We start from the raw sequence: 19,740 nt of genomic DNA on the forward strand, positions 1-19,740 counted from the left end.
TCCCTGTGAGGGCACCCTAACGGAACCTCTACGGCTCGCCAATCGGCGGGCCGTCTCGTTTGAGGACACCTATGGCTGATCGTGTCGTCAAATCGGTCGAGATCCGGGAAGAGGGCGCGCAGCGTGTCTATGATCGGCTGACGAACGTCACTCGCGCCGCTCAGCAGATGAGCACGGCGGTCGATGGCGCCTCGGCAGCCGTCGAGCAGAGCGGGCGGAAGGCGACTGACAGCGCACGTGCCTTCGACCGCTATTCCGAGCGCACCGTCACCAATTCGCGGGCGATGCGCGAGTACGCGCGCGACCTCAAGACTGTCTCGGACGCGCATGCTACCGGGCAGCTGTCAGCCGGCCAGTTCGCGTCTGAGATCCGGCGGATCCAGCAGAGCCTGCAGAGCTTCAAGGTGACCGGCATCGTCGACCAGTCGGCGTTGAACGGTTTGCTCGGTATCCGCGCCAGCATGGACGACATCGGCACCTCAGCGCGCGAGTCGGCTAAGATCTTCGAGCAGTCGTTTCGAGAGGCTGCGGCCTTCGGGCAGCAGGTGCGCGACAGCTTCAATTTCGACCACGCAAAGCGCTCTGCACGTGACGCAGCTGACGCCTTCGAGGAGCTCTTCCGGAATCAGCAGAAGGTTGGGCAGGCCTTCCGGCAGGATCTGAACGAGCGCCTCGGTCTCGACCGAGTTGCGCGCTCTGCACAGGAGGCCGCCGCTTCCTTCAACGAGATGTTCGCCAACCAGGAGCGGATCGGTCGGCAATTTCAGGCCGGGATCGACGATCGGCTTGGCATTGGCGCGGCGCCGGGCAAGTCTGCCGCGGATTCGGCGCAGGTGTTCAACACGGATTTCGCTCGACAGGCAGCGGAGGCTGAAAGGGAGGCTGCTGCCTTCGAAGCTCGTCTTGCCCGCATCATAGCTGAGATTGATCCGCTGACGGCTGCTCAGGATCGTCTCAACGTGGAGCTCGCCGAGTATGCGGCGCTGGCGCAGAAGGGGTACCTGACCCAGCAGCAGCTCGCGCAGGCGCAGCAGGTGGCAGCGCAGCGCTACGAGTACACGGCTCGCTCGCTTGCAGGCGTCGGCAGCGCGACGAAGCTCGGCGCGCAGGAACTTCAGATCCTGCAGTACCAGCTGAACGACATCGGTGTGAGTCTGGCGAGCGGCCAGAACCCGTTCACGGTGATGCTGCAGCAGGGCGCGCAGATCACCCAGCTGTTCGGGCCGGGTGCTTCGGTTCAAGGGGCGCTGAAGTCTGTCGGCGCCGGCGTGATTTCGTTCATCACGAACCCGCTCAACCTCGCTGTCCTCGCCGCCGCAGCGTTGGCCGGCGGGATCTACTACATGGCGACATCCGCGCGCCGAAACCTGCAGCCGATCGATGACGTGCTCGAGAAGCAGGAAAAGCGGATCAAGGACATCGCCGACGCGTACGGCGTCGCCGCGAGGTCCGCAGAGGACTATGGGCGCTCGTCTAAGTCGGCCCTGGAATTTCAGGCGCGGCAGGGGCTCGGTCGAGATTCGACTCGGTATCTGTTTGAGGCAGCCGGGGTCGCGAACAAGATCGCACCGGAAGCCTTCACGCCCGACCTGAACGGCGGTGGCGTCTACCAGTACGTCGCGCGCTTCCGCGAGCTTCAGCCGATCGTGGACCAGTTCCGTCAGTCGCTCGATGCCCGCGGCCTGCAGGACGACCTGGCGAAGCTGGGCAGCGCGACACCAAACCGTGAGCTCAGAGCATTCATCGAGACGCTGCAAGATTCGGTGGGGATCCTCGTCAAGTTGCAGGGTGGCATCCGCGAGACGCAGACAGTTCTCGACGGCATGGCAAGGACCAGCAAGATCGCGCAGCAGGAGCTCGTGAAGCTTCGCGACGAGCAGGAGCACATGCTCCCGAAGAAGACGACCGATTACGAAGATCTGGTCCGAAACTACCAGCGACAGATGTCGGCTATCAGCCGGCTCAACCCCGCGACGAACAGTCCGAGCGCCATCAGCGGCATGGGGGAACGGGCTTGGGAAGAGCTTCAGCGCGGCGTGCAGGAGCTTTCGCGGAGCACGCGCGAAAGCCTCGCGGATGTGCAGGGCCAGCTGAACGAGTTCGATCTGTCGCCCCTTCAGCGGCAGCTTTCGGAGGCGACCCGCGACTACGATAGACGGCTCGCCGATTACAAGCGGACGGTCGGCGACGTCGTTGGTTTGCAGGCCCTGCAGGCTGAGAAGGAGGCGGCTCTCACACTGATCACCAAGGAGGCCGCTCGAGCCGAAGAAGCGCGCCGAGCCGGCTGGCAGTTGGACATCCGTTCTATCGGAGTTCGATCGGCGGCCCTACAGGCCGAGATCGCCGCTGAGCGCACGCGCATCAGCTTGAGGGCTGAGGGTTACGGCAGCGAGGAGGTTGAGCGGCGAGCCAGCGAGTCCCGTGAGCTTTCCCTGGCGCAAAGCGCGTACGCTCAGAGCGAGTCGCTGCGCAGACGTGTAGAGGCGGAGCAGGACGCTGCGGGCGCGCTGCAGCTGCAGATCGACGTCCTCGGAAAGACGGCCGGCGAAGCCGCCCGGCTGACCACATCGTATCAGCTGCTCGATCAGGCGAAGAAGGCGGCCTACGAAGAGGGGCGAGATCTCGGCGAGGATGAAATTGCACGCATCAAGCGCCATGCGGCAGTCGTGGGGGAACTCACCGATGCCTTGGCTGCGCAGAAGCTGGCGCAGGATGCGACCTTTGAGCGGCAGCAGTTGTTCATGAGCGATGGCGAGGCGCGCATTGCAACCACCCTTCGCAGCGCTGGTGTCGACCCGTCATCCGCATTCGGCGTCCAATACGCCGCCTATCAGCGCGCGAGCGACCGGCTGAAGGAGTATCGCGATCTCAACCGAGAGGTCTGGACGGGCATCGGGCAGGACATCGCCAACGGCACGAAGCCGCTCGATGCTGTGGGCAATGCGCTCCAGCGCCTCGCTGGCGAGTTGACAGACAAGGCCATTTCCGAGGGTGCCGATGCGCTCTTCAGTGCCGTCTTCGGCGGTGCAGACAACCCGCTCTCGGCAGTGCTCGGCAAATCTTCAGCGTTGGGCTCGACCGAACAGTCCGCGATGTGGGTGCGGATGGCCGGGGGCGCAGGTGTCCTGAGCGATCTGATCGGAGACGCACCTGTCGGGGCCGTGCAGCGCGGCGGCGCCCTCGGCGCGGTCAATGCGCTAGCCGCCAACGACAACGTCGGGCTCGTCCCGGTCGACGAGATGACCGCCTACATCCGGCAGGCGGCGATCGCGCGCGACATCGATCCGGATATCGCGCTGCGGGTCGCACGCTCCGAAGGTCTCGGCGCCGGCATCTGGCAGTCCAACTACATGCGCGGCGGCTACCGCGAGCCGTCCTATGGACCGTTCCAGCTGCTGATGGGCGGGCCGGGGACCGGATTCGGCACCGGCCTCGGCAACTCGTTCATGAGGTCGAGCGGGCTCAACCCGTCGGACCCACGCAACGCATATGCCGGCGTAGACTATGCGCTCAACCACGCTGCCACCAATGGCTGGGGCGCGTGGTACGGAGCGGGCAAGGCCGGCATCGGCGACTGGCAGGGCCTCAGCGGCGCGCACACCGTCGCGGTCGGCCAGATGCAACAGGCGGCGTCGCAGCTGGGGACGACATCGACGCAACTCGCTTCGTCAGCCTCCGGTTTCACGGACGACTTCGGCCAGATCACCGGCTCCATCAACGCCGGCATCGGCCAGGTCGCGGACCAGTTCGTGCCAGGCTTCGGCGGCATCCTGACGAAGCTGCTGAACGGCATGCAGCAGCCGGGCGGCGGTGGGCTGCTCGGGTCGCTCTTCGGCGGCGGTGGCGGTGGGATCTCGTCCTCGACGGCGGCGGCAATCGCCGGCGGTGCCGCTGGTCTCTTCGACGGCGGCGGCTACACCGGCGCGGGTGGCCGGTACGCGCCGGCGGGCATCGTCCACCGCGGCGAGATCGTGTGGAGCCAAGACGACATCGCGCGAGCCGGCGGCGTCGGCGCGGTGGAGGGCATGCGGCTCGGCCTGCGCGGCTATGCCGATGGCGGCTATGTCCCGCGCATCCCTGATTATGCGCGGATGCAGCGGCCGGCCAACGCCGGGAATGGCGGGAACGTCAGCGTCCAGGTGATCGATCAGCGCGGATCGCAAGCGGCACCGGTAGAGACCCGAGAGACGACGGACGCGTCCGGCAACCGCAAGATCGAGGTGATGGTCCGCGACATTGCCCGTGACGAGATGACGACGCCCGGGCGCCGCGGCAATCGTACGCTCCGCAGCAACTTCGGCGTCACCCCGCAGGTCGTGCGCCGATGATCGTCTGGCCGGCCACCCTGCCGCAACGGATGTCGGTGCAAGGCTTCCAGGCCACGACTGGCGAGGGGCGCTTGCGGAGCCAGAACGATGCCGGCGGAGCCAAGGTCCGTCGGCGGTTCTCCTACGCGCCCCACACTGTGGGTTGCTCGTTCGAGGCATCGCCGGAGCAGGTCGCCATCTTCGATGACTTCGTCGAGGCGACGTTGAAGGGCGGCACGCTGCCGTTTCAGATGCCGGCGCCGCTACCGGTGTGGCAGCAGCTGAATGGCACGTGGGTCGTGCAGATGGGGGAGGGAATGCCTCGGAAGAACCCGATCGGCGGGCTTCGGTGGACCGTGACGATGCAACTGGTGGTGCTGCCATGAGATCGATGTCGGCAGCGTTTCTCGCCGAGCTGTTTCGGGAGAACAGCGGCGAGGTCGCGGTGATGCTGCTGACCATCGTGCATCCCGACCTCACACAGACCATCCTCTTGTCGAGCGACAACCGGGACATGCTCGATTTCGAGACTCAGGCGAGGGGGACGCTCAGCCGCGGCAAGGCCTACGGGTTCTTCCCGATGGCGCCGGCGCTGCCGGAGGACGCTGAGGATGCAGCGCCGGTCGTTCAGATCGCTCTGGACAACGTCGGTCAGGAAATGACGGACCTGCTGCAGTCGACGACGTCGCCGGCGATCGTGACGATTGAGGTCGTCGCCGCGTCCTCACCGGATGTCGTGGAAATGACGCTGCCCGAAATGCAGCTGACCTCGGTCGATGTCGATGCGCATCAGGTGACGCTCAGCCTCACCGTCGATCCCCTGATGCAGGAGCCGTTCCCGGCCGACAACTTCACGCCGGCGTCGTTCCCGAGCCTTTGGGGGACGACGTGATCTTCGACGGCTTCGTCGGCATCCCATACCGCGCCGGCGGCCACGACCGGAGCGGGGCGAGCTGCTACGGCTTGGTCGCGATCGTGTACGACGAGATGCTGAGGCTCGAGCTTGCTCGTGAGGTAGACCCGGGCGCCTGGCGTGAGGTCGAGAAGGGCACCGAGCAGCCCCTCGACGTCGTCCTTCTGCGGGAACGTCCGTGGCATCTCGGTCTCGTCGTGCAGCGCGGCCGGATGCTGCACATGCCGGAGGGCAAGACGAGCGTCGTCGAACCCTACACCACCGGCCGGCACGCTTCCCGCGTCAGCGGCCTCTACCGCCACGTCAGCCGCATTTGAAGCTCGCAATGTATGTGACGCGCCTCCTGCCTATAGGCGTCGTGCCGTTCGGCACCTCGCGCTCCGCCACCAAACGAGGCTGTTGGCACCGTTCATGTGCCTTCTCAAGCATCACAGGTCGCCGATCCTCCGGCTTTGAGGCGTCGAAGCCGATATCGAAGATGTTCAGCATCGCCACGTCGTAATCGGCATCCGGTCGGATGGACGGCTCGATGCTCAGAGCGCCTTGGCTTGCGAGTAGCCCGCCCCGTACCGCGGCGCCGCAACCAGACAGCAGGACCAGCGCAACAACAAGAACCGCAGCAGACCGCATGGACTGCCTCCTCCGAAAGCGGAATCCGAACGCCTTATGAATGCCCTCGCCAACTCCCCGCTGCAAGGCGAACTGCTGAGGCCGTGCGACGTCCTGAAGGTCGTCGCGGCCTTGCACCCGCTGAAGGCGAAGCACGACATCTTCGAAGCGCCGGTCGGATCCAGCGTTCTGGAGATCGTCGAGCTATGCGCCGTCGAGGGCGGGCTCTCCCGACTGGCTGATGGCGCGCGGGTGGAGATCAATGGGCACGAGATCCCGTTCGCTATCTGGCACCGCGTGCGGGTTAAGGCCGGCGCCCACGTGCATATCCGTGCGCTAGCGGGCAAGGGTGCGGGCGGGCTCCTGCGCTCGATCCTGCAGATCGCACTCGTCGTCGTCGCCAGCGTCCTAGCGCCGGGCATTGGGACGGCGCTCGGCCTCAGCGCGTCGCTGGTTGCCGGCGGCATTATCTTCGCCGGCAGCTTCGCGCTTAACGCTCTCTTCCCGCCGTCGAGCACGAAGGCAGAGCAGCAGAAGAGCGTCTACTCGATCGCCGGTGTCCGCAACGAGATCTCGAAGTGGGGGCCGATCCCGGTCGTCCTCGGGAGCATCCGGGTGAAGCCAAAATACGCGGCGCCGCCCTATACCGAGTTCGTCGGCGATGACCAGTATCTCCGGATGCTGTTTGTCTGGGGGCAGGGGCCGCTCGACATCACCGACCTCCGCTTCGGCGATACCTCGATCTCGGACTATCAGGACGTCCAGATCGAGACGTTCAGCGGGTACCCGGGAGATGGCGAGCAAACGCTCTACCCGGGCAACGTCCTGCAGAGCGACGTCAACGCCGAGACGGAGTACAACGCGTCGATCGTCCGCTCGACGGAGGATGACTGCGTCGAGTTCCAGCTCGACCTCATCGCGCCGAGCGGGCTGCAGAACATCAACACGAAGACCGGCGGGAAGACGAGCGTCACGGTCACCAACCGGCTCGAATACAAGCTCTACGGCGCGCCGGACTCAGCCTACCAGTACCTCGACGACATCGTGCTGAAGGCGAAGAGTGCGGACCCGATCCGCCGGACCTTCAGCTACAAGGTCGGCGGCGGACGGTACACGCTGCGGCTCACCCGGGTGAACTCGCCGCCGGCTGACACGGACGTGACGAACGGCGTCACCTGGACGGCCCTTCGGACCCTGCGCGCGGGCAAGCCGGTCCTCTACGACAAGCCCCTCGCGATGACCGCGATCCGGATCAGGGCCACCAAGCAGCTGAACGGCGTGCCGGACGACCTCAACGGCCTATGCTCCTCAAAGGCCACCAGCTGGAACGGCTCGGCCTGGGTCGACAACCAGCCCACCCGCAACCCCGGCGACCTCTACAGGCTGATCCTGCAGGGGCCGGGCACGGTGCGACCGCGGTCCGATGCCCAGATCGACCTGCCGACGATCGAGCGGTGGGCGGCCGTCTGCGCCGCGAAGGGCTGGACCTTCGATATGTATAGGGACTTCAGCGCGTCGGTGATGGAGACCCTGCGCGACGTCTGCGCGGCGGGCCGGGCCATCCCGCTCTTCCGCGACGCAATGTGGTCGGTGGCGTGGGAGGAGGACAATGCGCCGATCGTCCAGCACTTCACGCCGCGCAACGCCCTCGATTTCACCTGGCATCAGGATTATCGGGATCTGCCGCACGGGCTGCGCTGCAAGTTCGTCAACGCCCAAGAGGATTACGGCGAAGACGAGATGCTGGTCTTCGACGACGGCTACGACAAGACCAACGCCACCGTCTACGAGCAGGCCGAGTTTCCCGGCATCACCAACCACGACCTGATCTACAGGTTCGGTCGCTACCGGATCGCCGACGCGAAACTCCGCCCGGCCGTCTACTCCTTCAGCGCGGACATCGAGCACATCGTCTGCACGCGCGGCGACCGAGTCGTCATCGGCTACGACGTCATCCGCAAGGGACTGCATCAGGGGCGCATCAAGGCGGTCAGCGGCAACGTCGTCGAGCTGGACGAGCAGGTGCTGATGACCGCCGGACGGAGCTATGGGCTTCGGGTCCGGCGCATCGTCGATGGCGCGCCGGCCTCCGTCGTCCTTCCCGTCGTCACGGTCGCCGGGTGGCAGCGTTCCATCACGGTGCTCGGCGGCGCGCCGGCGCCGGGTGATCTGTTCATGTTCGGCCTCGCCGGCCAGGAGACGGGCGCCTTCCGCGTTCTCTCGATCAAGCCGGGGCCGGACTTCTCGGCTGAGATCTCGGTCGTGGATGACGCGCCGGGGATCAACATCGCCGACGTCGGACCGATCGTCGGTGGACCGACCGTCGTCAGGGTCACGCAGGTCACTCGCCCCGTCATCTACGGCCTCGCCGCCTACATCGATAGCTCGAGCGGCTCCTACCAGCTGATCGTGAGCCACCAGCGAGCCGAGGGCGCCGAGCGCTACATCGCTGAGCTCCGGTACGACGACAGTGATCAATGGACCCTCGTGCATGATGGGCCGGAGATCCGCTGGTCGACGCCCGCGGCGCGCGACACCTTGACGGTCCGTGTCGCCGGTATCGGCAAGGAGCAGGGTCCGTGGGTCGAGCGGACAATCACGCCATCCGAGTTCGGCGGCCGCGGCATCGACTTTTCGGACCTTGCGACCGAGGCCCGGGAGGTTATGGCGAAAGGCGTGCAGGATTACGTCGACGCCGGGACCGCCATCGAGGATCTTGCGCAAGCGGTCTCGGTTCTCGGTGCCACGAGCGCGGTGGAGACGCAGCGCCTGACTGTGGGTGCCGTCGAGCTGTCCGGGCGCATCCTCGTTGAGGAGCAAGTCCGGTTGGCGGCCGACAGCGCCGCGGCGGATCGGCTGGTGCTGGTCGAGGCGGGGCTGACCGACGCGAAGAACGACCTCGTAGCGCAGGGCCAGGCGGCGCAGCTGCTCAGCTCCCGCGTGACAGTGAACGAGCAGGGCATCGTCACCGCGGCGCAGAACATCAACTCAGCGCAGGCCGCCATCTCGACGCTACAAGGGACCGTCGCGGGGCAGGCAAACTCCATCAACAGCCTCAACAGCTCGGTCAGCAGCCTGAACGGACAGATCAGCGCGCAGGCCTCTGCGCTTACCGACGTCACGGCGAAGGTCGGCGATGCCACGGCACAGGGCACGTTCCGCGTGGTGGCCGTTGCCGCGCCTTCGGGTGTCTCGGCGCGCATGTCGCTCCAGGTTCGGGCCTCCACCGGCGCCGGCTACAGCGAGGCCGGGATCTACCTCGACGCGATGGCGAACGGGGACGGGCGCATCGTGATGGCGGCGCAGAAGCTGATCTTCACGGACGGCACGGTCCCTTTCGCGATCGAGAACGGCGTCGTGAAGCTGAACATCGCCTACTTCAACCAGCTGATCGGCGGCAGCAGCAAGCTCGTGATCAACGGCACGACCGGAACCATCGCGAGTTACGACTGATGGCGCTCCGCACCCTGATTTCCCCCGGGCGGATCATCATCAGCAAGCCCGGCTACGACGCGAGCCCGTCGCTTCAGGAGCACCTGAAGGTCTTCGACAGCAACTGGAACGTCTCCGGCACGATCGTCGACGCCGGCTTCTACTACGACCCGGCGCCGCAGACCGGAACGAACAACGGCGTGCCCACGACGAACGTGAGCAGTCCGCATCAGATCGTCACGAGTATGCCGGTTCTAGGACCCGCCGAGTTCCAGCCGTTCGTGCGGATCATGATCCGTGGAGGCGACTTCTACTACTACGACGGCAGCTGGAAGACGAAGAACGTCACGCAGGTCGCGATGGACTACATGACGCTGTCGAACTTCATCAGCTACACGCCGGGCCTCCTGACGGTGCAGCGGTTCCATTCCTACAACAACATTTACGAGGTGCAGGACCTCTTCTGGATGATCCTGGCGATATGAGTAAGCGGCTCGTCATCGGACAGATGGCCGACGGGAGCCGAGGCTTCCGCGTCTCGGCGCCTGGCCACGATGTGGATGGAGGACGGCTACTCTTCAGCTCGGAAGCGAAGTTTCTGCAGCGGCTCGACCCGGTCATCGTCTGCTCACTCACCGTCCAGCGGTCGTCCAGCTACAAGCCGCCGCCACCGGGAGCGGACAGTGGCGGCTACTACACCGTCGTCGTCTCGGGCTACGCCGCCCCGCAGTTCCCGCGGGTCTATCCGTTCATCCCCTTCTGCACCTTGGAAATGCGGCTGAAGAACTCGGAACGAGGCAACATCCCGTACTTCTTCACGTCGACCTACGGTAGCCAATCCTACGTGAGGTTTAAGACCTACAACGACAAGATCGAGCTGTTCTACTCTTGGAATTCGAGCGACATCAACGAGGAGTGGGATGAGGTCTTGATGTACATTTCGATCTGGAACGTGGTTTCGGGTTGAGCCATGGCACTCAGGGTATGGGCCGGCCCGGGTTTCTTCCGCGTGGCGAAGCCCGGATATCAGGCTGACTCGACGAACGACTTCGACCTCATGTTCGCCGAATACCGAGACAGCCTGGCCGCCGGGGTGAAGGGCATGGTCACCGTTCCCGCCACGTCCTTCGGTGAAATCCTGGTGCCGGACCCGGGCGTCATCACCTTCTACATTCTGTCGTGGGCGTACCCGCTGCCGTGGCCAAACAGGGACGCGTCCATGAACGTCTCGTTCAAGCAGGATCTGACCAGCATTCGGATGTATAACTCTGCGTCCGGCGCGAAGACGGTCAAATACATCCTCTTCAGAACCCGGAGTGCCGCCTGATGCTCATCGGCTATCGTCTCGCAGACGGCTTCATTCAGCAGACCGTGCACGACCCTGTCGATATGACCTATGTCGAGCGCATGCAGAACGTCGGCTTGGGCGTGGTGCGGGTGCCGGACGACTTCGTGCCGGAAGTCGACCTCTTTTCCCGCTACGTCGATCTCGCATCGCTGCCCCAGCATCTTGCCGAGGCGACCGCCCTTGAGGCGAACAGCCTGCCCGTACCGGAGCCTTACACCATCGTGAGGGAGGACGGCTCCCAGGATGTCGTCATTCCTCCGATGCCCGAAGGCTTCCGGGTGACAAGACTTGTCGGCAGCACCGAGGTCATGATCTCGGATCAGCAGTACGCGGATCATCTGGAGTCCGTCGCGACGGTGGTGCGGCAGCGGGAGGCGATCGAATTCGAGCTTTCCTCCACCGCGGTCATTGCCGATGGCGAGAGCACGATCAGCATCACCGGGTTGCCCGCGCCGTGCACGGTGTTCGTCGACGACACGTCATACGACGTCGAGGACGGGCATTTCGACTTTGCGGCCGAGGATCCGGGCGAATACCTCATCACCGTCAGGGCGTGGCCGTTCCTCGACACGTCCTTCAGCATCACCGCGAGGGCCTCCTGACATGCGCATCACCGGCAGCAAGCCGCGTCCGACTTCGGACGACGTGAACGCGGAGCGCGACCGGCGCATCGGGGCCGGCTTCGTCTTCCAAGGCCATCCGGTCGATTCCGGGCAGGATGCGCGCGAAAACATTGCGGGCGCGGCCATGGCAGCGCAGGACGCCAAGCTTCTCGGCGCCGTGCCTGGCGATCTCGCGTGGCAGCGACTGCTCGCGCCAGATACAGGCACCGAAGTCTTCCTCTGGATCATGGCGGACAACACCCGCGTCACGCTCGACGCCGACCAGATGATTGCGATGGGCTACGCGGCGATGATGCACAAGCAGGGCCTGATCTTCGCAGCCCGGCAAATCAAGGACCGCCTCGCGGCCGGAGAGCGGATCATGGACGTCACCTCAGGGGATCTGTGGCCGTGACGGTGCCGCAGCGCTATCGCCGCATCGCTCAACCGGGCGACTGCAAGCTCAGCCTGCGCAGCAATGACCACGACGGCTGGCTTCTCCTGGATGGTCGAACAGTCGCCAAGACCAACCTCCCGCTGCTGTTTCAGGCGATGGGATGGACGAACCCGACTGCGCAGCTCCCCGACTTCCGGGGCCGGCTGCCGGCGGGCGTCTCGGCGGGTGCAGTCGTCGGCGCCGCGAGCGGTGGGTCGACGGTTACGCTGGGGGTCGAGCATCTGCCAGCACATGCGCACGGCTACACCGACAGCACCGCGGTGGCGACGAGCCAATCAGGCGGGCTGTTGAGCGGGCTGGCCCCGCTGCTCAACGGCCTGACCTCGTCGGCAGCGAGCAAGACGACTGCCGCGGCGGGGCAGGGGCAGCCGGTGGCACTCCCGATGCCGCCGCATGTCGGCATCGGCATCTTCATCTTCGCGGGCTAGATCAAGGACTTTCCATGCCGATCCAGGCACCTTACACGACCGGCACCGCCACGGTGACGGCGGGCAGCGCTATTGTGACCGGCACCGGCACGACCTGGGCGATCAGCTTGGTCAACGGCGGATTGTTCTCGAGCGGCGGCGTGTCCATCCCGATCCTCTCGGTCGAGTCGGACACGCAGCTGACGCTCGCCTACCCATGGCCGGACACGACCGGAACCAGCGCCTATGCGATCGACATGGGCAGAGCCGAGGCGGCCTTTGCCATCACGACGGCTCAGCGGCTCGCCGAGACGATCGCGATCCTCTCCGACTTCTCGCCGCTCGCCCGCACGTTCCTTGACGCTGAGGATAGCGCCACGGCGCTGGCGGCGCTCGGGGTGTCGAGCTTTGCGCAGTCGCTACTGGACGACCTGAACGCCTCCATAGCGTTGAGCACCCTCGGCGTATCTTCATTCGCCAAGACGCTGCTCGACGATGCCAACAGCTCCACCGCTCTGACGACGCTCGGGGTGTCCAATTTCGCCAAGACGTTCTTGGACGACGCAGATGGCTGGACCGTGCTCACCACACTCGGCGCCACCAATTTCGGCAAGACTCTCCTGGTCAGCCCCGGCAGCTCGTCGGCCTTGAGCACACTCGGCGTCTCCGATTTCGGAAAGACGCTGCTCGATGACGCGGATGCCGGAACCGCGCTGACGACGCTCGGGGTCTCGGCCTTCGCAAAGACGATCCTCGGCGCCGCCGACGGTGCTGCGGCCCGCGCGACCCTCGGCATCACCACTGAACTGCCTCCCGGCTCTCTGTACGGCATGACGCTGGCCACGTCGGGAGGTGACGTGACGGTCACGACGGGCCGCTGCCGATCCTTCGACATCACCAGCGACATCGTGCTCAGCTCGAACATGACGAAGAGCTTCGGCCCGTGGTCTGCTGGCTCCGGCGCCGGCGGGCTCGATGCGGGGTCGGCCGCCGATGGCACCTACCATGTCTTCGCGATCATGCGCACGGACAACGGCGCGGTCGACGTGCTGCTGTCGACCTCGGCGACGTCGCCGACGATGCCGGGAAGCTACAACCGGCGACGCCGGATCGGGTCGGTCGTCAGGAGCGGCGGGGCGGTGCTCCTGTTCGTGCAGGACGGGGACCGCTTCTGGTATACGAACAACCCGATGCCTTCGGTGTCGAACACCAACGTTCCAAGCGCAAACGGATTGCTGTTGTCGCTACCGGTGCCGACAGGAATCGGCGTGGATGTGGTCTACACCTACTGGTGGGCCGACACGAACTCGAACAACATCGTCTGGATGTCGAGCCCGCTCGTCCCGGATCTCGGCGTCTCAGCGACTGCCGGGCGGGCGGACAAGTACGGCACAGGCTCCGGCGGGCAGAAGACCCTGCGGACCAACACGTCGGGCCAGATCAGGGCGCGCGGGTCAGGCGGCTCAACCGGGCAGCTCTACATCATGGTCGACGGCTGGGTCGACGCGCGCGGCCGCTTTGGCGGCCCCTGATCGGACCTCAGCACGCGCAGCCCTGACCCTTGTTGCACTGCTTGTTGCGGGAGATGCAGCTGTCGCCGCACGGCTGCCCCTTCGAGCAGTGCTTGCAGCAGGAGTCCGCCACCCTCGGCGCGGTGCTCATGTTCGGGATGACAGGCGGCGCCAACAGATCCGTCAGGATCGACGGAAGCTGAGCCGGCGCCGCGAAGAGCGCGAGGGCGAGAAACAGGTGCATGGTGTCCTCCCGGTTGTAGAGGGCAGGGGACCATAGGTCACACAGAGAGTCGAGAGCCGGCCCTCCGCCGGTGACAGCCCGGCCATTGCGCCGGGCTTTTTCATTTCCGCAGGAGTAAGACGATGACCGACTTCCGCGACTTCCGCGGCGGCGCGAAGCCGCTTGACGACATCGACCTGCCTCGCATCGGGTATCGCATCAAGGTCGGCGAGGACGAGATCCACGCCGTCATGGATGTGGAGGCCGCGGGCGGGGCGTGGGATGGCCAGAAGCGCCCGAAGATGCTGTTCGAGCCGCATCGGTTTTACAAGAACGTGCCGCCGGAGAAGCTTGCGCAGGCCGTCGCGGCCGGGCTTGCGTATAAGACCTGGGGCGAGCAGCCCTATCCCAAGGACAGCTATCCGCGCCTGGTCGAGGCGATGAAGATCGACGAGACGGCGGCGCTGAAGTCCGCGTCATGGGGGCTCGGCCAGATCCTCGGCGAGAACCACGCCATGGTCGGCTATGACGCGCCACAGGCGATGGTGCTGGCGTTCATGGAGGACGCCGAGACGCACCTCGACGCGATGGTCAGCTTCATCATCGCGGCACATCTCGACGACGAGTTGCGGGCGCACAACTGGGCAGCCTTCGCGCGGGGCTACAACGGCCCGCAGTACGCCAAGAACGCCTATCACACCAAGCTCGCGGCGGCCTTCGCCAAGTGGTCCAAGATCCGCGACACCGCATGGAGCCCGACGATGGATGCTGTCCCCGTTCCTGCGCCGGCTCCGATCGCATCGGATGTCGTCGCGGCCGTCACCGAGACCGTCAAGGCTGCCGTGCAGGATGCCGTTCCGGCAGTCGTGCAGAAGCTGCCGGAGCCGATCGCGCTGCCGGTCCCAGCCGTCGCGGATCCGATCTCGGTCTACAACAAGGTGCTCGGCTCGCTGAAGGGATCGACACAGGGCGGCGGGGTCTTCGCCGCCGCGCTGCTGCTCGCCTACAAGTTCGACATCGTCCCGGAAGCGCTGAAGGAGCCCGAAGCGATGGCCGCCGTCGGCGTCATCGGCACCTGGCTGTTCACGACGGTGATGGGCGCGATCAAGACCTACAGCGCCCCGAAGAACGCTGAGGCGTCGGCGTGACCGCCATCCCTGTCGGCGTGCGGGACGCCTTGAAGGTCACGCACCACACGCTCTCGTCGTCGCTGATCTCGCTGTGGGAGCAGTACCTCTACGGCGACGGCTGGCGCATCGTCGAACTCGTGATCGCCTCCTGGGTGATCTTGCGAGGCTTCGCCATCCTGTTCCTCGGCGGCATGGCGGCCTCCTACTACAGCGGCTTCCCGCTTCGGGACTGGCTGCTCGTATGGGGCGGGGCCGCGATCCTCATCGGCTGCGGCCGGGCGGCCGGCACCATCATCAACGGCAAGTGGCAGCGCTCCCCGCGGCTGCGATGGACGGCGGGCGTCTTCGGGCTGGCCTACCAGCTTCTGCACTTCGTCATCTTCGCCAAACTGGGCCTGACCCTGATCGCCCTCGGCTATGCCTTCTGGGTTCTCCTCGAGGCCGCCGGGGTGATCCGGTCGACCATCGACATCAAGCGGAAGCGAGATGCGGCATGCCGGAATGGTTGATCGACCTCCTCAACAACCCGGTCGCGCTCACAGCCATAGGCACGGCGTTCGTGACGCCGATCCTCGGCTTTCTCGCCAACTTCTTCATGCGCAGGACGAGCCCACCGGGGCCGGTCGCCTATGATGCGAGGGATCTGCCGGAGCACCCGCTGCTGATCTCGGCGAAGGTCCACCTTGCCGACGAGGACATGGACGTGGTGCGCGACATCGGCCGCGAGGTCGAACGGATCTCCGACCAGGTGCAGCTCGTGCAGGATCGGCTGGATCTCCTGATGCGTCGGCCAACGTAACACCGCGTTCCCCCACGCCCGCCCCACCGGCCCGCCGCGCCTTCACGGGTGCGGCGGGCCTTTGTGCGTTTAGGCGCCGGCTGTCGTCTGCCGTCCGAAATGCAGGTCTTCCACGATCTTCGCCGCATCTCTCGCCGTGCCCCTGACGGTGCCGCTCGCCGTGGGGTCATAGCAAGCCCAGAACCACCGGTCGGGATCGGGCGCGCTGATCATGTGGTAGATGCGGGCGATGGTCTCGCGGGACTGCTTGTCAGCCCGCGCCGTGTAGTCCTGCTTCTTCGGATCGTCTGCCCAGGTGATGCGCCAGTGGAGGCGAGGCTTCCACTCGTCCGTCAATGCGTCAGCCACAGCCAACCGAGGCCGATGGCCATGCAGGCGACGATCGTCAGGACGATCTCACGCCGCGTCGGCGGCGGCCCGCCATAGTCGGGGTGTCGATCGTAGCCAGACATGGTTCAGCCTTCCGTTCGCGCCAACTCGGCGCTGGAGGGGATCATGGACATCGTCACGCGCCGCATCGCCGACTATATCGCAGAAGAACTTGCCGCGCTCGCTGAGATCGCAGCTGTCGGCGAGCTTTACATGCTGCGGCACTTCCTCTCGATGGCGCTGCTCGAGGCTCAGGAAGCCGCAGGCCACCGGCCGCCATCGCCAGGGGTGCCGCTTGGACCGCACGGCAACGGTCGGCGGCGGATCAAGCGGGAATGATCAGCGCCCGCACCAGACGTTGCCCTTGTTCGGCCAAGGCTGCGCGAGCCCTTCGCTCATCAGCACGTCGCCGGCATCACGACCGTCGGCGAACTGGATACGGGCCAGCATCCGGCCATAGCGGTCGGGGTTGCCGCTCTGGATGAAGGTGTAGCCGGCGCCCATGAGCTCGCGCAGGCGGTCGCGTGCGGCGATGGCCTTGCGCTTCTCGGCGGGGCATTCGGGCTTGGACAGCTCTGGTGCATCGACACCGCCGGTCGAGCCAAGCAGCCGCCACTTCACGCCCTGCTGCCAGCCGGTATCCCCGTCCACTATGCAGGTCAGCTTGCGCTCAGCACGGTGACCGCCTTCGCAGATTGGCAGCGGATCGGCGAGGGCGGGTGCGCTCAGGAGGAGAAGCAGAAGAGCAGTCCGGAGCATGCGCGCCTCATTCTGAAAAAGCCAAATTCGGCAAGAAAATCAGTGGCCGAAGACGCCCGTATTTCGGACGGTTTCGACGAGCTTTTCAGAATGGTAGCTGATTCTGCTGAGGGCTCGGCGGCTTTGCAGTCCTCTGCGTAACCACTCCGCCACGAGGCCCCGACGGCGCTCTACCTACTGAGGCACAGGATCTTTCGCAAGAGGGTGTGCCGTCATTGCGAGCGGTTGGCAGCGGAAGCGGCGAGCCCGGTCGCCGGGGCGGGTGCGCAGGGTCGGAAGAGCTAAACCTGCGGGCGACGTTGGTGACGACGTTGCTTCGGTGTCGCGCCGGCCGGCGGCGCCTTGCGCGCCGCGCGGGCGACGACTAAGGGACGTGCGACATCGCCTCGCGCCTCGAGCTCTCGGATTTCGCCATGGACTACGCCGCCGCCCGGACGAAGATGGTCGACAACCAGATCCGCACGACCGACGTGACCGATCACGCGATCCTGCGCGCCTTTCTCAGCGTGCCGCGCGAAGACTTCGTGCCCGATGCGCGCCGCCCGCTCGCCTATATCGACGGCGACGTCGCCCTCGGCGGCGGGCGCTACCTGATGGAGCCGTCGCCGTTCGCCAAGCTCATCCAGCTCGCGCAGATCGGTCCGGGCGATGTCGTTCTCGACGTCGGCAGCGGCAGCGGATACTCGTCCGCCATCCTGTCGCAGCTGGCGGGGTCGGTGGTGGCGCTGGAATCCGACGCGCAACTGTCGACCGCGGCGACCGAGACGCTCGCCCGCCTCGACTATCTCAACTGCGTCGTGGTTCAGAGCCCGCTCGAGGCCGGCTACGCCTCCGAGGCGCCCTATGACGTGATCCTGTTCGAGGGCGCCGTGGACGCCGTGCCGTCCTGCTTCTTCGACCAGCTGCGCAGCGGCGGCCGCCTCGTCGCGGTCGTCGGGACCGGCAATGCCGCCAGCGCCCGGCTGTTCCGCAAGGAAGGCGAGACGGTCTCGGACCGGTTCGCCTTCAACTGCAGCATTCGCGGCCTTCCGGGCTTCGAGTCGCAACCGGACTTCGTGTTCTGATCCATCGCGGCTCGTCCGCGCCTTGCTGCATGGTGCTCCGCCGGCCGATCGTGTCGCGTGCCGAGGCCGCCGAGGCCGCGGCGCCGTGTCCAGGCTGTGTGATCATCTGAAACGCATGGCGTAGCAGCGGGTTGGGCACGTCCGAGACGGGTGCCGCGAGGGGCTGTTCTCTGTTCGCCACAGTTCCCGGCAAAACTCTCCGATTTTCGACATCGTCCCTCGTTCGGGTCGATCAGAGTCACTATTGAAGAGGCTCGATGCCGAACGGCGCCCTGGTGCCGGAGGCCGTGGCCGATGTTTGGCGGCCGAGACTGCGGAGTAGATACGTTGCGAAGCAAAGGCTTGATCGTGGTGGCGCTCGCCGCCGGAACGGCTCTGTTTGGCGGCGGTGTGGTGCACGCCGAGACGCTCTCCGGCGCGTTGGCCAAGGCCTATACCAACAATCCCGACGTGAACGCCGCGAGGGCGCAACTGCGCGCCACCGACGAGGGAGTGCCCCAGGCCAAATCCGGGCTGCGGCCCTTCGTCAGCGCGAATGGCTCGACGAGCATCTCCAAGTCGCGCACCACCTCGGGCGACAGCATTCCGTCCGATAACTCCCTGACGAAGTCGGTCGGCTTCGGTGTCACCATCAACCAGACGCTGTTCGACGGCTTCCAGACCCCCAACAACGTCCGGGCGGCCGAGGCGCAGGTGCGCGCCTCGCAGCAGAATCTCGCAAACACCGTCCAGAACACCCTGTACGACGCAGCCGCGGCATACATGGACGTCCTGCGCGACCGGCAGATCGCCTCGCTGCGCCGACAGAACCTCGCCTTCCTGCAGGAGCAGGTGCGGGCTGCCGGCGCGCGCTTCGACGTCGGCGAAGGCACCCGCACCGACGTCGCGCAGGCGCAGTCGGAGCAGGCGCTGGCGACCGCTCTCCTGAATTCGGCGCTCGCCACCGTTGCGACCAGCGAGGCCACCTATCTGCAGGTGGTGGGGGATCCGGCGCGCGATCTCGCGCCCGGCAAGTCGCCGTCCCAGGCCCTGCCGAAGAGCATCCAGAGCGCGCTCGCGATCGCGCAGAAGGAGCATCCGGCGATCCAGGCGACGCTGCAGGCGGTTGACGCCGCAGCGTTCCAGGTGAAGGCGAACGAAGGCGCGCTGTTGCCGCAGCTCAGCCTGTCCGGCGAGGTGCGGGACCAGTACGGCACGCAGTCGCCGGGGCCGGCGAGCCTGCCCGGGGTCAACGTGCTCACCCAGAACGAGGTGTCGGGTACGATCGGCGCGCAGCTGACGATTCCCATCTACCAAGGTGGCCGCGTCACGTCGCAGGTGCGCCAGTCGAAGGAGGTGCTCGGCCAGCGGCGTATCGAGGTCGACAGCGCGCGCGATCAGGTGCGCACGGCTGTCGCGACGGCTTGGGCCCAGCTGCAGGCGGCCCGCGCCAACATCTCCGGCTATCAGGCGCAGGTTCAGGCGGCGGGGCTCGCACTCAACGGCGTCACCGAGGAGCGCAACGTCGGCCAGCGCACGACGCTGGACGTCCTGAATGCGCAGGCCGACGTGATCTCGGCGCGGATCCTTCTCGTCGGCGCCCAGCGCGACGAAGTCGTCGCAAGCTATGCGTTGCTGTCGGCTGTCGGTCGGCTGTCGCCCGAGCGTCTGGCGCTTGGTGTCGAACCCTACGAGCCGAAAGAACATTACGAAGCCGTCAAAGACAAGTGGTACGGGCTTCGTACACCGGACGGCCGCTGATCTCGCAGAACATCTTGAGGGCCTGACGGAGGCGGCGCGCATTGCTTCGCCGCCGTCACGTCAGCTTGAT

At 66.0% G+C, this 19,740-nt stretch carries 22 protein-coding genes; 18 read left to right on the forward strand and 4 right to left on the reverse strand.

Annotation, left to right across the window (positions count from 1 at the left end; genetic code table 11):
- Positions 1 to 71: 71 nt before the first annotated feature.
- Genes NPA30_RS05960 through NPA30_RS05975 form a run of 4 tightly spaced genes read left to right on the forward strand, consistent with a single transcriptional unit; the run spans position 72 to position 5,537 of the window.
- Positions 72 to 4,328 carry a phage tail length tape measure family protein gene (locus tag NPA30_RS05960; RefSeq protein WP_256801434.1) on the forward strand — a complete coding sequence of 1,419 codons (4,257 nt, stop codon included), beginning with the start codon at positions 72 to 74 and terminating at the stop codon, positions 4,326 to 4,328.
- A complete protein-coding gene (locus NPA30_RS05965; protein WP_256801435.1) occupies positions 4,325 to 4,693 on the forward strand; it encodes a hypothetical protein in 369 nt (122 codons plus the stop codon). The genes NPA30_RS05960 and NPA30_RS05965 overlap by 4 nt, the downstream gene beginning before the upstream one ends.
- A 5-nt stretch (positions 4,694 to 4,698) precedes the next feature.
- Positions 4,699 to 5,199 (forward strand): DUF1833 family protein, encoded by a 501-nt coding sequence (locus NPA30_RS05970; RefSeq protein WP_256801436.1) that lies wholly within the window; start codon positions 4,699 to 4,701, stop codon positions 5,197 to 5,199.
- Positions 5,196 to 5,537, forward strand: coding sequence for an NlpC/P60 family protein (locus NPA30_RS05975; RefSeq protein ID WP_256801437.1), 342 nt, complete (start codon positions 5,196 to 5,198; stop codon positions 5,535 to 5,537). Before NPA30_RS05970 ends, NPA30_RS05975 begins: the two co-directional genes overlap by 4 nt.
- Here NPA30_RS05975 and NPA30_RS05980 read toward each other — a convergent pair.
- Positions 5,524 to 5,850, reverse strand: a complete 327-nt coding sequence (locus NPA30_RS05980; RefSeq protein WP_256801438.1) for a hypothetical protein — start codon at positions 5,848 to 5,850, stop codon at positions 5,524 to 5,526. The two genes, NPA30_RS05975 and NPA30_RS05980, sit on opposite strands and share 14 nt — an antisense overlap.
- Before the next feature lie 36 nt (positions 5,851 to 5,886).
- Between NPA30_RS05980 and NPA30_RS05985 the strand changes: the two genes are divergently transcribed.
- The 8 genes from NPA30_RS05985 to NPA30_RS06020 are packed head-to-tail and all read left to right on the forward strand — an operon-like array spanning position 5,887 to position 13,607.
- On the forward strand, positions 5,887 to 9,282 hold the full coding sequence (locus tag NPA30_RS05985) for a host specificity factor TipJ family phage tail protein (protein ID WP_256801439.1): 3,396 nt from the start codon (positions 5,887 to 5,889) through the stop codon (positions 9,280 to 9,282).
- Entirely contained in the window at positions 9,282 to 9,746 is a 465-nt protein-coding gene (locus NPA30_RS05990; RefSeq protein ID WP_256801440.1) for a hypothetical protein, read from the forward strand. The genes NPA30_RS05985 and NPA30_RS05990 overlap by 1 nt, the downstream gene beginning before the upstream one ends.
- Complete coding sequence (locus tag NPA30_RS05995; RefSeq protein ID WP_256801441.1) at positions 9,743 to 10,228, forward strand: hypothetical protein; 486 nt, start codon at positions 9,743 to 9,745, stop codon at positions 10,226 to 10,228. Before NPA30_RS05990 ends, NPA30_RS05995 begins: the two co-directional genes overlap by 4 nt.
- Positions 10,229 to 10,231: 3 nt before the next feature.
- Positions 10,232 to 10,588, forward strand: coding sequence for a hypothetical protein (locus NPA30_RS06000; RefSeq protein WP_256801442.1), 357 nt, complete (start codon positions 10,232 to 10,234; stop codon positions 10,586 to 10,588).
- On the forward strand, positions 10,588 to 11,211 hold the full coding sequence (locus NPA30_RS06005; RefSeq protein WP_256801443.1) for a hypothetical protein: 624 nt from the start codon (positions 10,588 to 10,590) through the stop codon (positions 11,209 to 11,211). The genes NPA30_RS06000 and NPA30_RS06005 overlap by 1 nt, the downstream gene beginning before the upstream one ends.
- Position 11,212: 1 nt before the next feature.
- Entirely contained in the window at positions 11,213 to 11,626 is a 414-nt protein-coding gene (locus tag NPA30_RS06010; RefSeq protein WP_256801444.1) for a DUF4376 domain-containing protein, read from the forward strand.
- Entirely contained in the window at positions 11,623 to 12,096 is a 474-nt protein-coding gene (locus tag NPA30_RS06015) for a tail fiber protein (RefSeq protein WP_256801445.1), read from the forward strand. The genes NPA30_RS06010 and NPA30_RS06015 overlap by 4 nt, the downstream gene beginning before the upstream one ends.
- 14 nt (positions 12,097 to 12,110) lie before the next feature.
- Positions 12,111 to 13,607 (forward strand): hypothetical protein, encoded by a 1,497-nt coding sequence (locus tag NPA30_RS06020; RefSeq protein ID WP_256801446.1) that lies wholly within the window; start codon positions 12,111 to 12,113, stop codon positions 13,605 to 13,607.
- 7 nt (positions 13,608 to 13,614) lie between these two features.
- Here the strand turns inward: NPA30_RS06020 and NPA30_RS06025 are convergent, their stop codons facing one another.
- Positions 13,615 to 13,830, reverse strand: coding sequence for a hypothetical protein (locus NPA30_RS06025; RefSeq protein WP_256801447.1), 216 nt, complete (start codon positions 13,828 to 13,830; stop codon positions 13,615 to 13,617).
- A 122-nt stretch (positions 13,831 to 13,952) separates the two neighbouring features.
- Here NPA30_RS06025 and NPA30_RS06030 point away from each other — a divergent pair, with 122 nt between their 5' ends.
- The 3 genes from NPA30_RS06030 to NPA30_RS06040 are packed head-to-tail and all read left to right on the forward strand — an operon-like array spanning position 13,953 to position 15,738.
- Positions 13,953 to 14,957, forward strand: a complete 1,005-nt coding sequence (locus NPA30_RS06030) for an N-acetylmuramidase family protein (RefSeq protein WP_256801448.1) — start codon at positions 13,953 to 13,955, stop codon at positions 14,955 to 14,957.
- On the forward strand, positions 14,954 to 15,448 hold the full coding sequence (locus NPA30_RS06035; protein ID WP_256801449.1) for a hypothetical protein: 495 nt from the start codon (positions 14,954 to 14,956) through the stop codon (positions 15,446 to 15,448). The genes NPA30_RS06030 and NPA30_RS06035 overlap by 4 nt, the downstream gene beginning before the upstream one ends.
- Positions 15,433 to 15,738, forward strand: coding sequence for a hypothetical protein (locus tag NPA30_RS06040; protein WP_256801450.1), 306 nt, complete (start codon positions 15,433 to 15,435; stop codon positions 15,736 to 15,738). The genes NPA30_RS06035 and NPA30_RS06040 overlap by 16 nt, the downstream gene beginning before the upstream one ends.
- 69 nt (positions 15,739 to 15,807) lie before the next feature.
- Here NPA30_RS06040 and NPA30_RS06045 read toward each other — a convergent pair whose 3' ends face one another.
- On the reverse strand, positions 15,808 to 16,086 hold the full coding sequence (locus NPA30_RS06045) for a hypothetical protein (RefSeq protein WP_256801451.1): 279 nt from the start codon (positions 16,084 to 16,086) through the stop codon (positions 15,808 to 15,810).
- A gap of 147 nt (positions 16,087 to 16,233) precedes the next feature.
- On the opposite strand from NPA30_RS06045, the gene NPA30_RS06050 reads away from it, so the two are divergent.
- Positions 16,234 to 16,446 carry a hypothetical protein gene (locus NPA30_RS06050; protein WP_256801452.1) on the forward strand — a complete coding sequence of 71 codons (213 nt, stop codon included), beginning with the start codon at positions 16,234 to 16,236 and terminating at the stop codon, positions 16,444 to 16,446.
- Here NPA30_RS06050 and NPA30_RS06055 read toward each other — a convergent pair whose 3' ends face one another.
- Positions 16,447 to 16,866 (reverse strand): thermonuclease family protein, encoded by a 420-nt coding sequence (locus NPA30_RS06055; RefSeq protein WP_256801453.1) that lies wholly within the window; start codon positions 16,864 to 16,866, stop codon positions 16,447 to 16,449. It abuts the gene before it with no gap.
- 413 nt (positions 16,867 to 17,279) lie between these two features.
- Between NPA30_RS06055 and NPA30_RS06060 the strand changes: the two genes are divergently transcribed.
- Both NPA30_RS06060 and NPA30_RS06065 read left to right on the forward strand, forming a co-directional pair.
- Positions 17,280 to 17,930, forward strand: a complete 651-nt coding sequence (locus NPA30_RS06060) for a protein-L-isoaspartate O-methyltransferase family protein (RefSeq protein WP_256801454.1) — start codon at positions 17,280 to 17,282, stop codon at positions 17,928 to 17,930.
- A gap of 294 nt (positions 17,931 to 18,224) precedes the next feature.
- Entirely contained in the window at positions 18,225 to 19,670 is a 1,446-nt protein-coding gene (locus NPA30_RS06065; RefSeq protein WP_256801578.1) for a TolC family outer membrane protein, read from the forward strand.
- The last annotated feature ends 70 nt before the right edge of the window (positions 19,671 to 19,740 follow it).

The sequence above is a fragment of the Mangrovibrevibacter kandeliae genome (assembly GCF_024519155.1).
GTDB classification, from domain to species: Bacteria; Pseudomonadota; Alphaproteobacteria; order Rhizobiales; family Rhizobiaceae; genus Mangrovibrevibacter; species Mangrovibrevibacter kandeliae.

Coding starts and splice junctions, on each gene's coding strand:
- NPA30_RS05960 (WP_256801434.1), top strand. CDS start 72: ATGGCTGATCGTGTCGTCAAATCGGTCGAGATCCGGGAAGAGGGCGCG.
- NPA30_RS05965 (WP_256801435.1), top strand. CDS start 4,325: ATGATCGTCTGGCCGGCCACCCTGCCGCAACGGATGTCGGTGCAAGGC.
- NPA30_RS05970 (WP_256801436.1), top strand. CDS start 4,699: ATGTCGGCAGCGTTTCTCGCCGAGCTGTTTCGGGAGAACAGCGGCGAG.
- NPA30_RS05980 (WP_256801438.1), bottom strand. CDS start 5,850: ATGCGGTCTGCTGCGGTTCTTGTTGTTGCGCTGGTCCTGCTGTCTGGT.
- NPA30_RS05985 (WP_256801439.1), top strand. CDS start 5,887: ATGAATGCCCTCGCCAACTCCCCGCTGCAAGGCGAACTGCTGAGGCCG.
- NPA30_RS05990 (WP_256801440.1), top strand. CDS start 9,282: ATGGCGCTCCGCACCCTGATTTCCCCCGGGCGGATCATCATCAGCAAG.
- NPA30_RS05995 (WP_256801441.1), top strand. CDS start 9,743: ATGAGTAAGCGGCTCGTCATCGGACAGATGGCCGACGGGAGCCGAGGC.
- NPA30_RS06000 (WP_256801442.1), top strand. CDS start 10,232: ATGGCACTCAGGGTATGGGCCGGCCCGGGTTTCTTCCGCGTGGCGAAG.
- NPA30_RS06005 (WP_256801443.1), top strand. CDS start 10,588: ATGCTCATCGGCTATCGTCTCGCAGACGGCTTCATTCAGCAGACCGTG.
- NPA30_RS06010 (WP_256801444.1), top strand. CDS start 11,213: ATGCGCATCACCGGCAGCAAGCCGCGTCCGACTTCGGACGACGTGAAC.
- NPA30_RS06020 (WP_256801446.1), top strand. CDS start 12,111: ATGCCGATCCAGGCACCTTACACGACCGGCACCGCCACGGTGACGGCG.
- NPA30_RS06025 (WP_256801447.1), bottom strand. CDS start 13,830: ATGCACCTGTTTCTCGCCCTCGCGCTCTTCGCGGCGCCGGCTCAGCTT.
- NPA30_RS06030 (WP_256801448.1), top strand. CDS start 13,953: ATGACCGACTTCCGCGACTTCCGCGGCGGCGCGAAGCCGCTTGACGAC.
- NPA30_RS06040 (WP_256801450.1), top strand. CDS start 15,433: ATGCCGGAATGGTTGATCGACCTCCTCAACAACCCGGTCGCGCTCACA.
- NPA30_RS06050 (WP_256801452.1), top strand. CDS start 16,234: ATGGACATCGTCACGCGCCGCATCGCCGACTATATCGCAGAAGAACTT.
- NPA30_RS06055 (WP_256801453.1), bottom strand. CDS start 16,866: ATGCTCCGGACTGCTCTTCTGCTTCTCCTCCTGAGCGCACCCGCCCTC.
- NPA30_RS06060 (WP_256801454.1), top strand. CDS start 17,280: ATGGACTACGCCGCCGCCCGGACGAAGATGGTCGACAACCAGATCCGC.
- NPA30_RS06065 (WP_256801578.1), top strand. CDS start 18,225: ATGTTTGGCGGCCGAGACTGCGGAGTAGATACGTTGCGAAGCAAAGGC.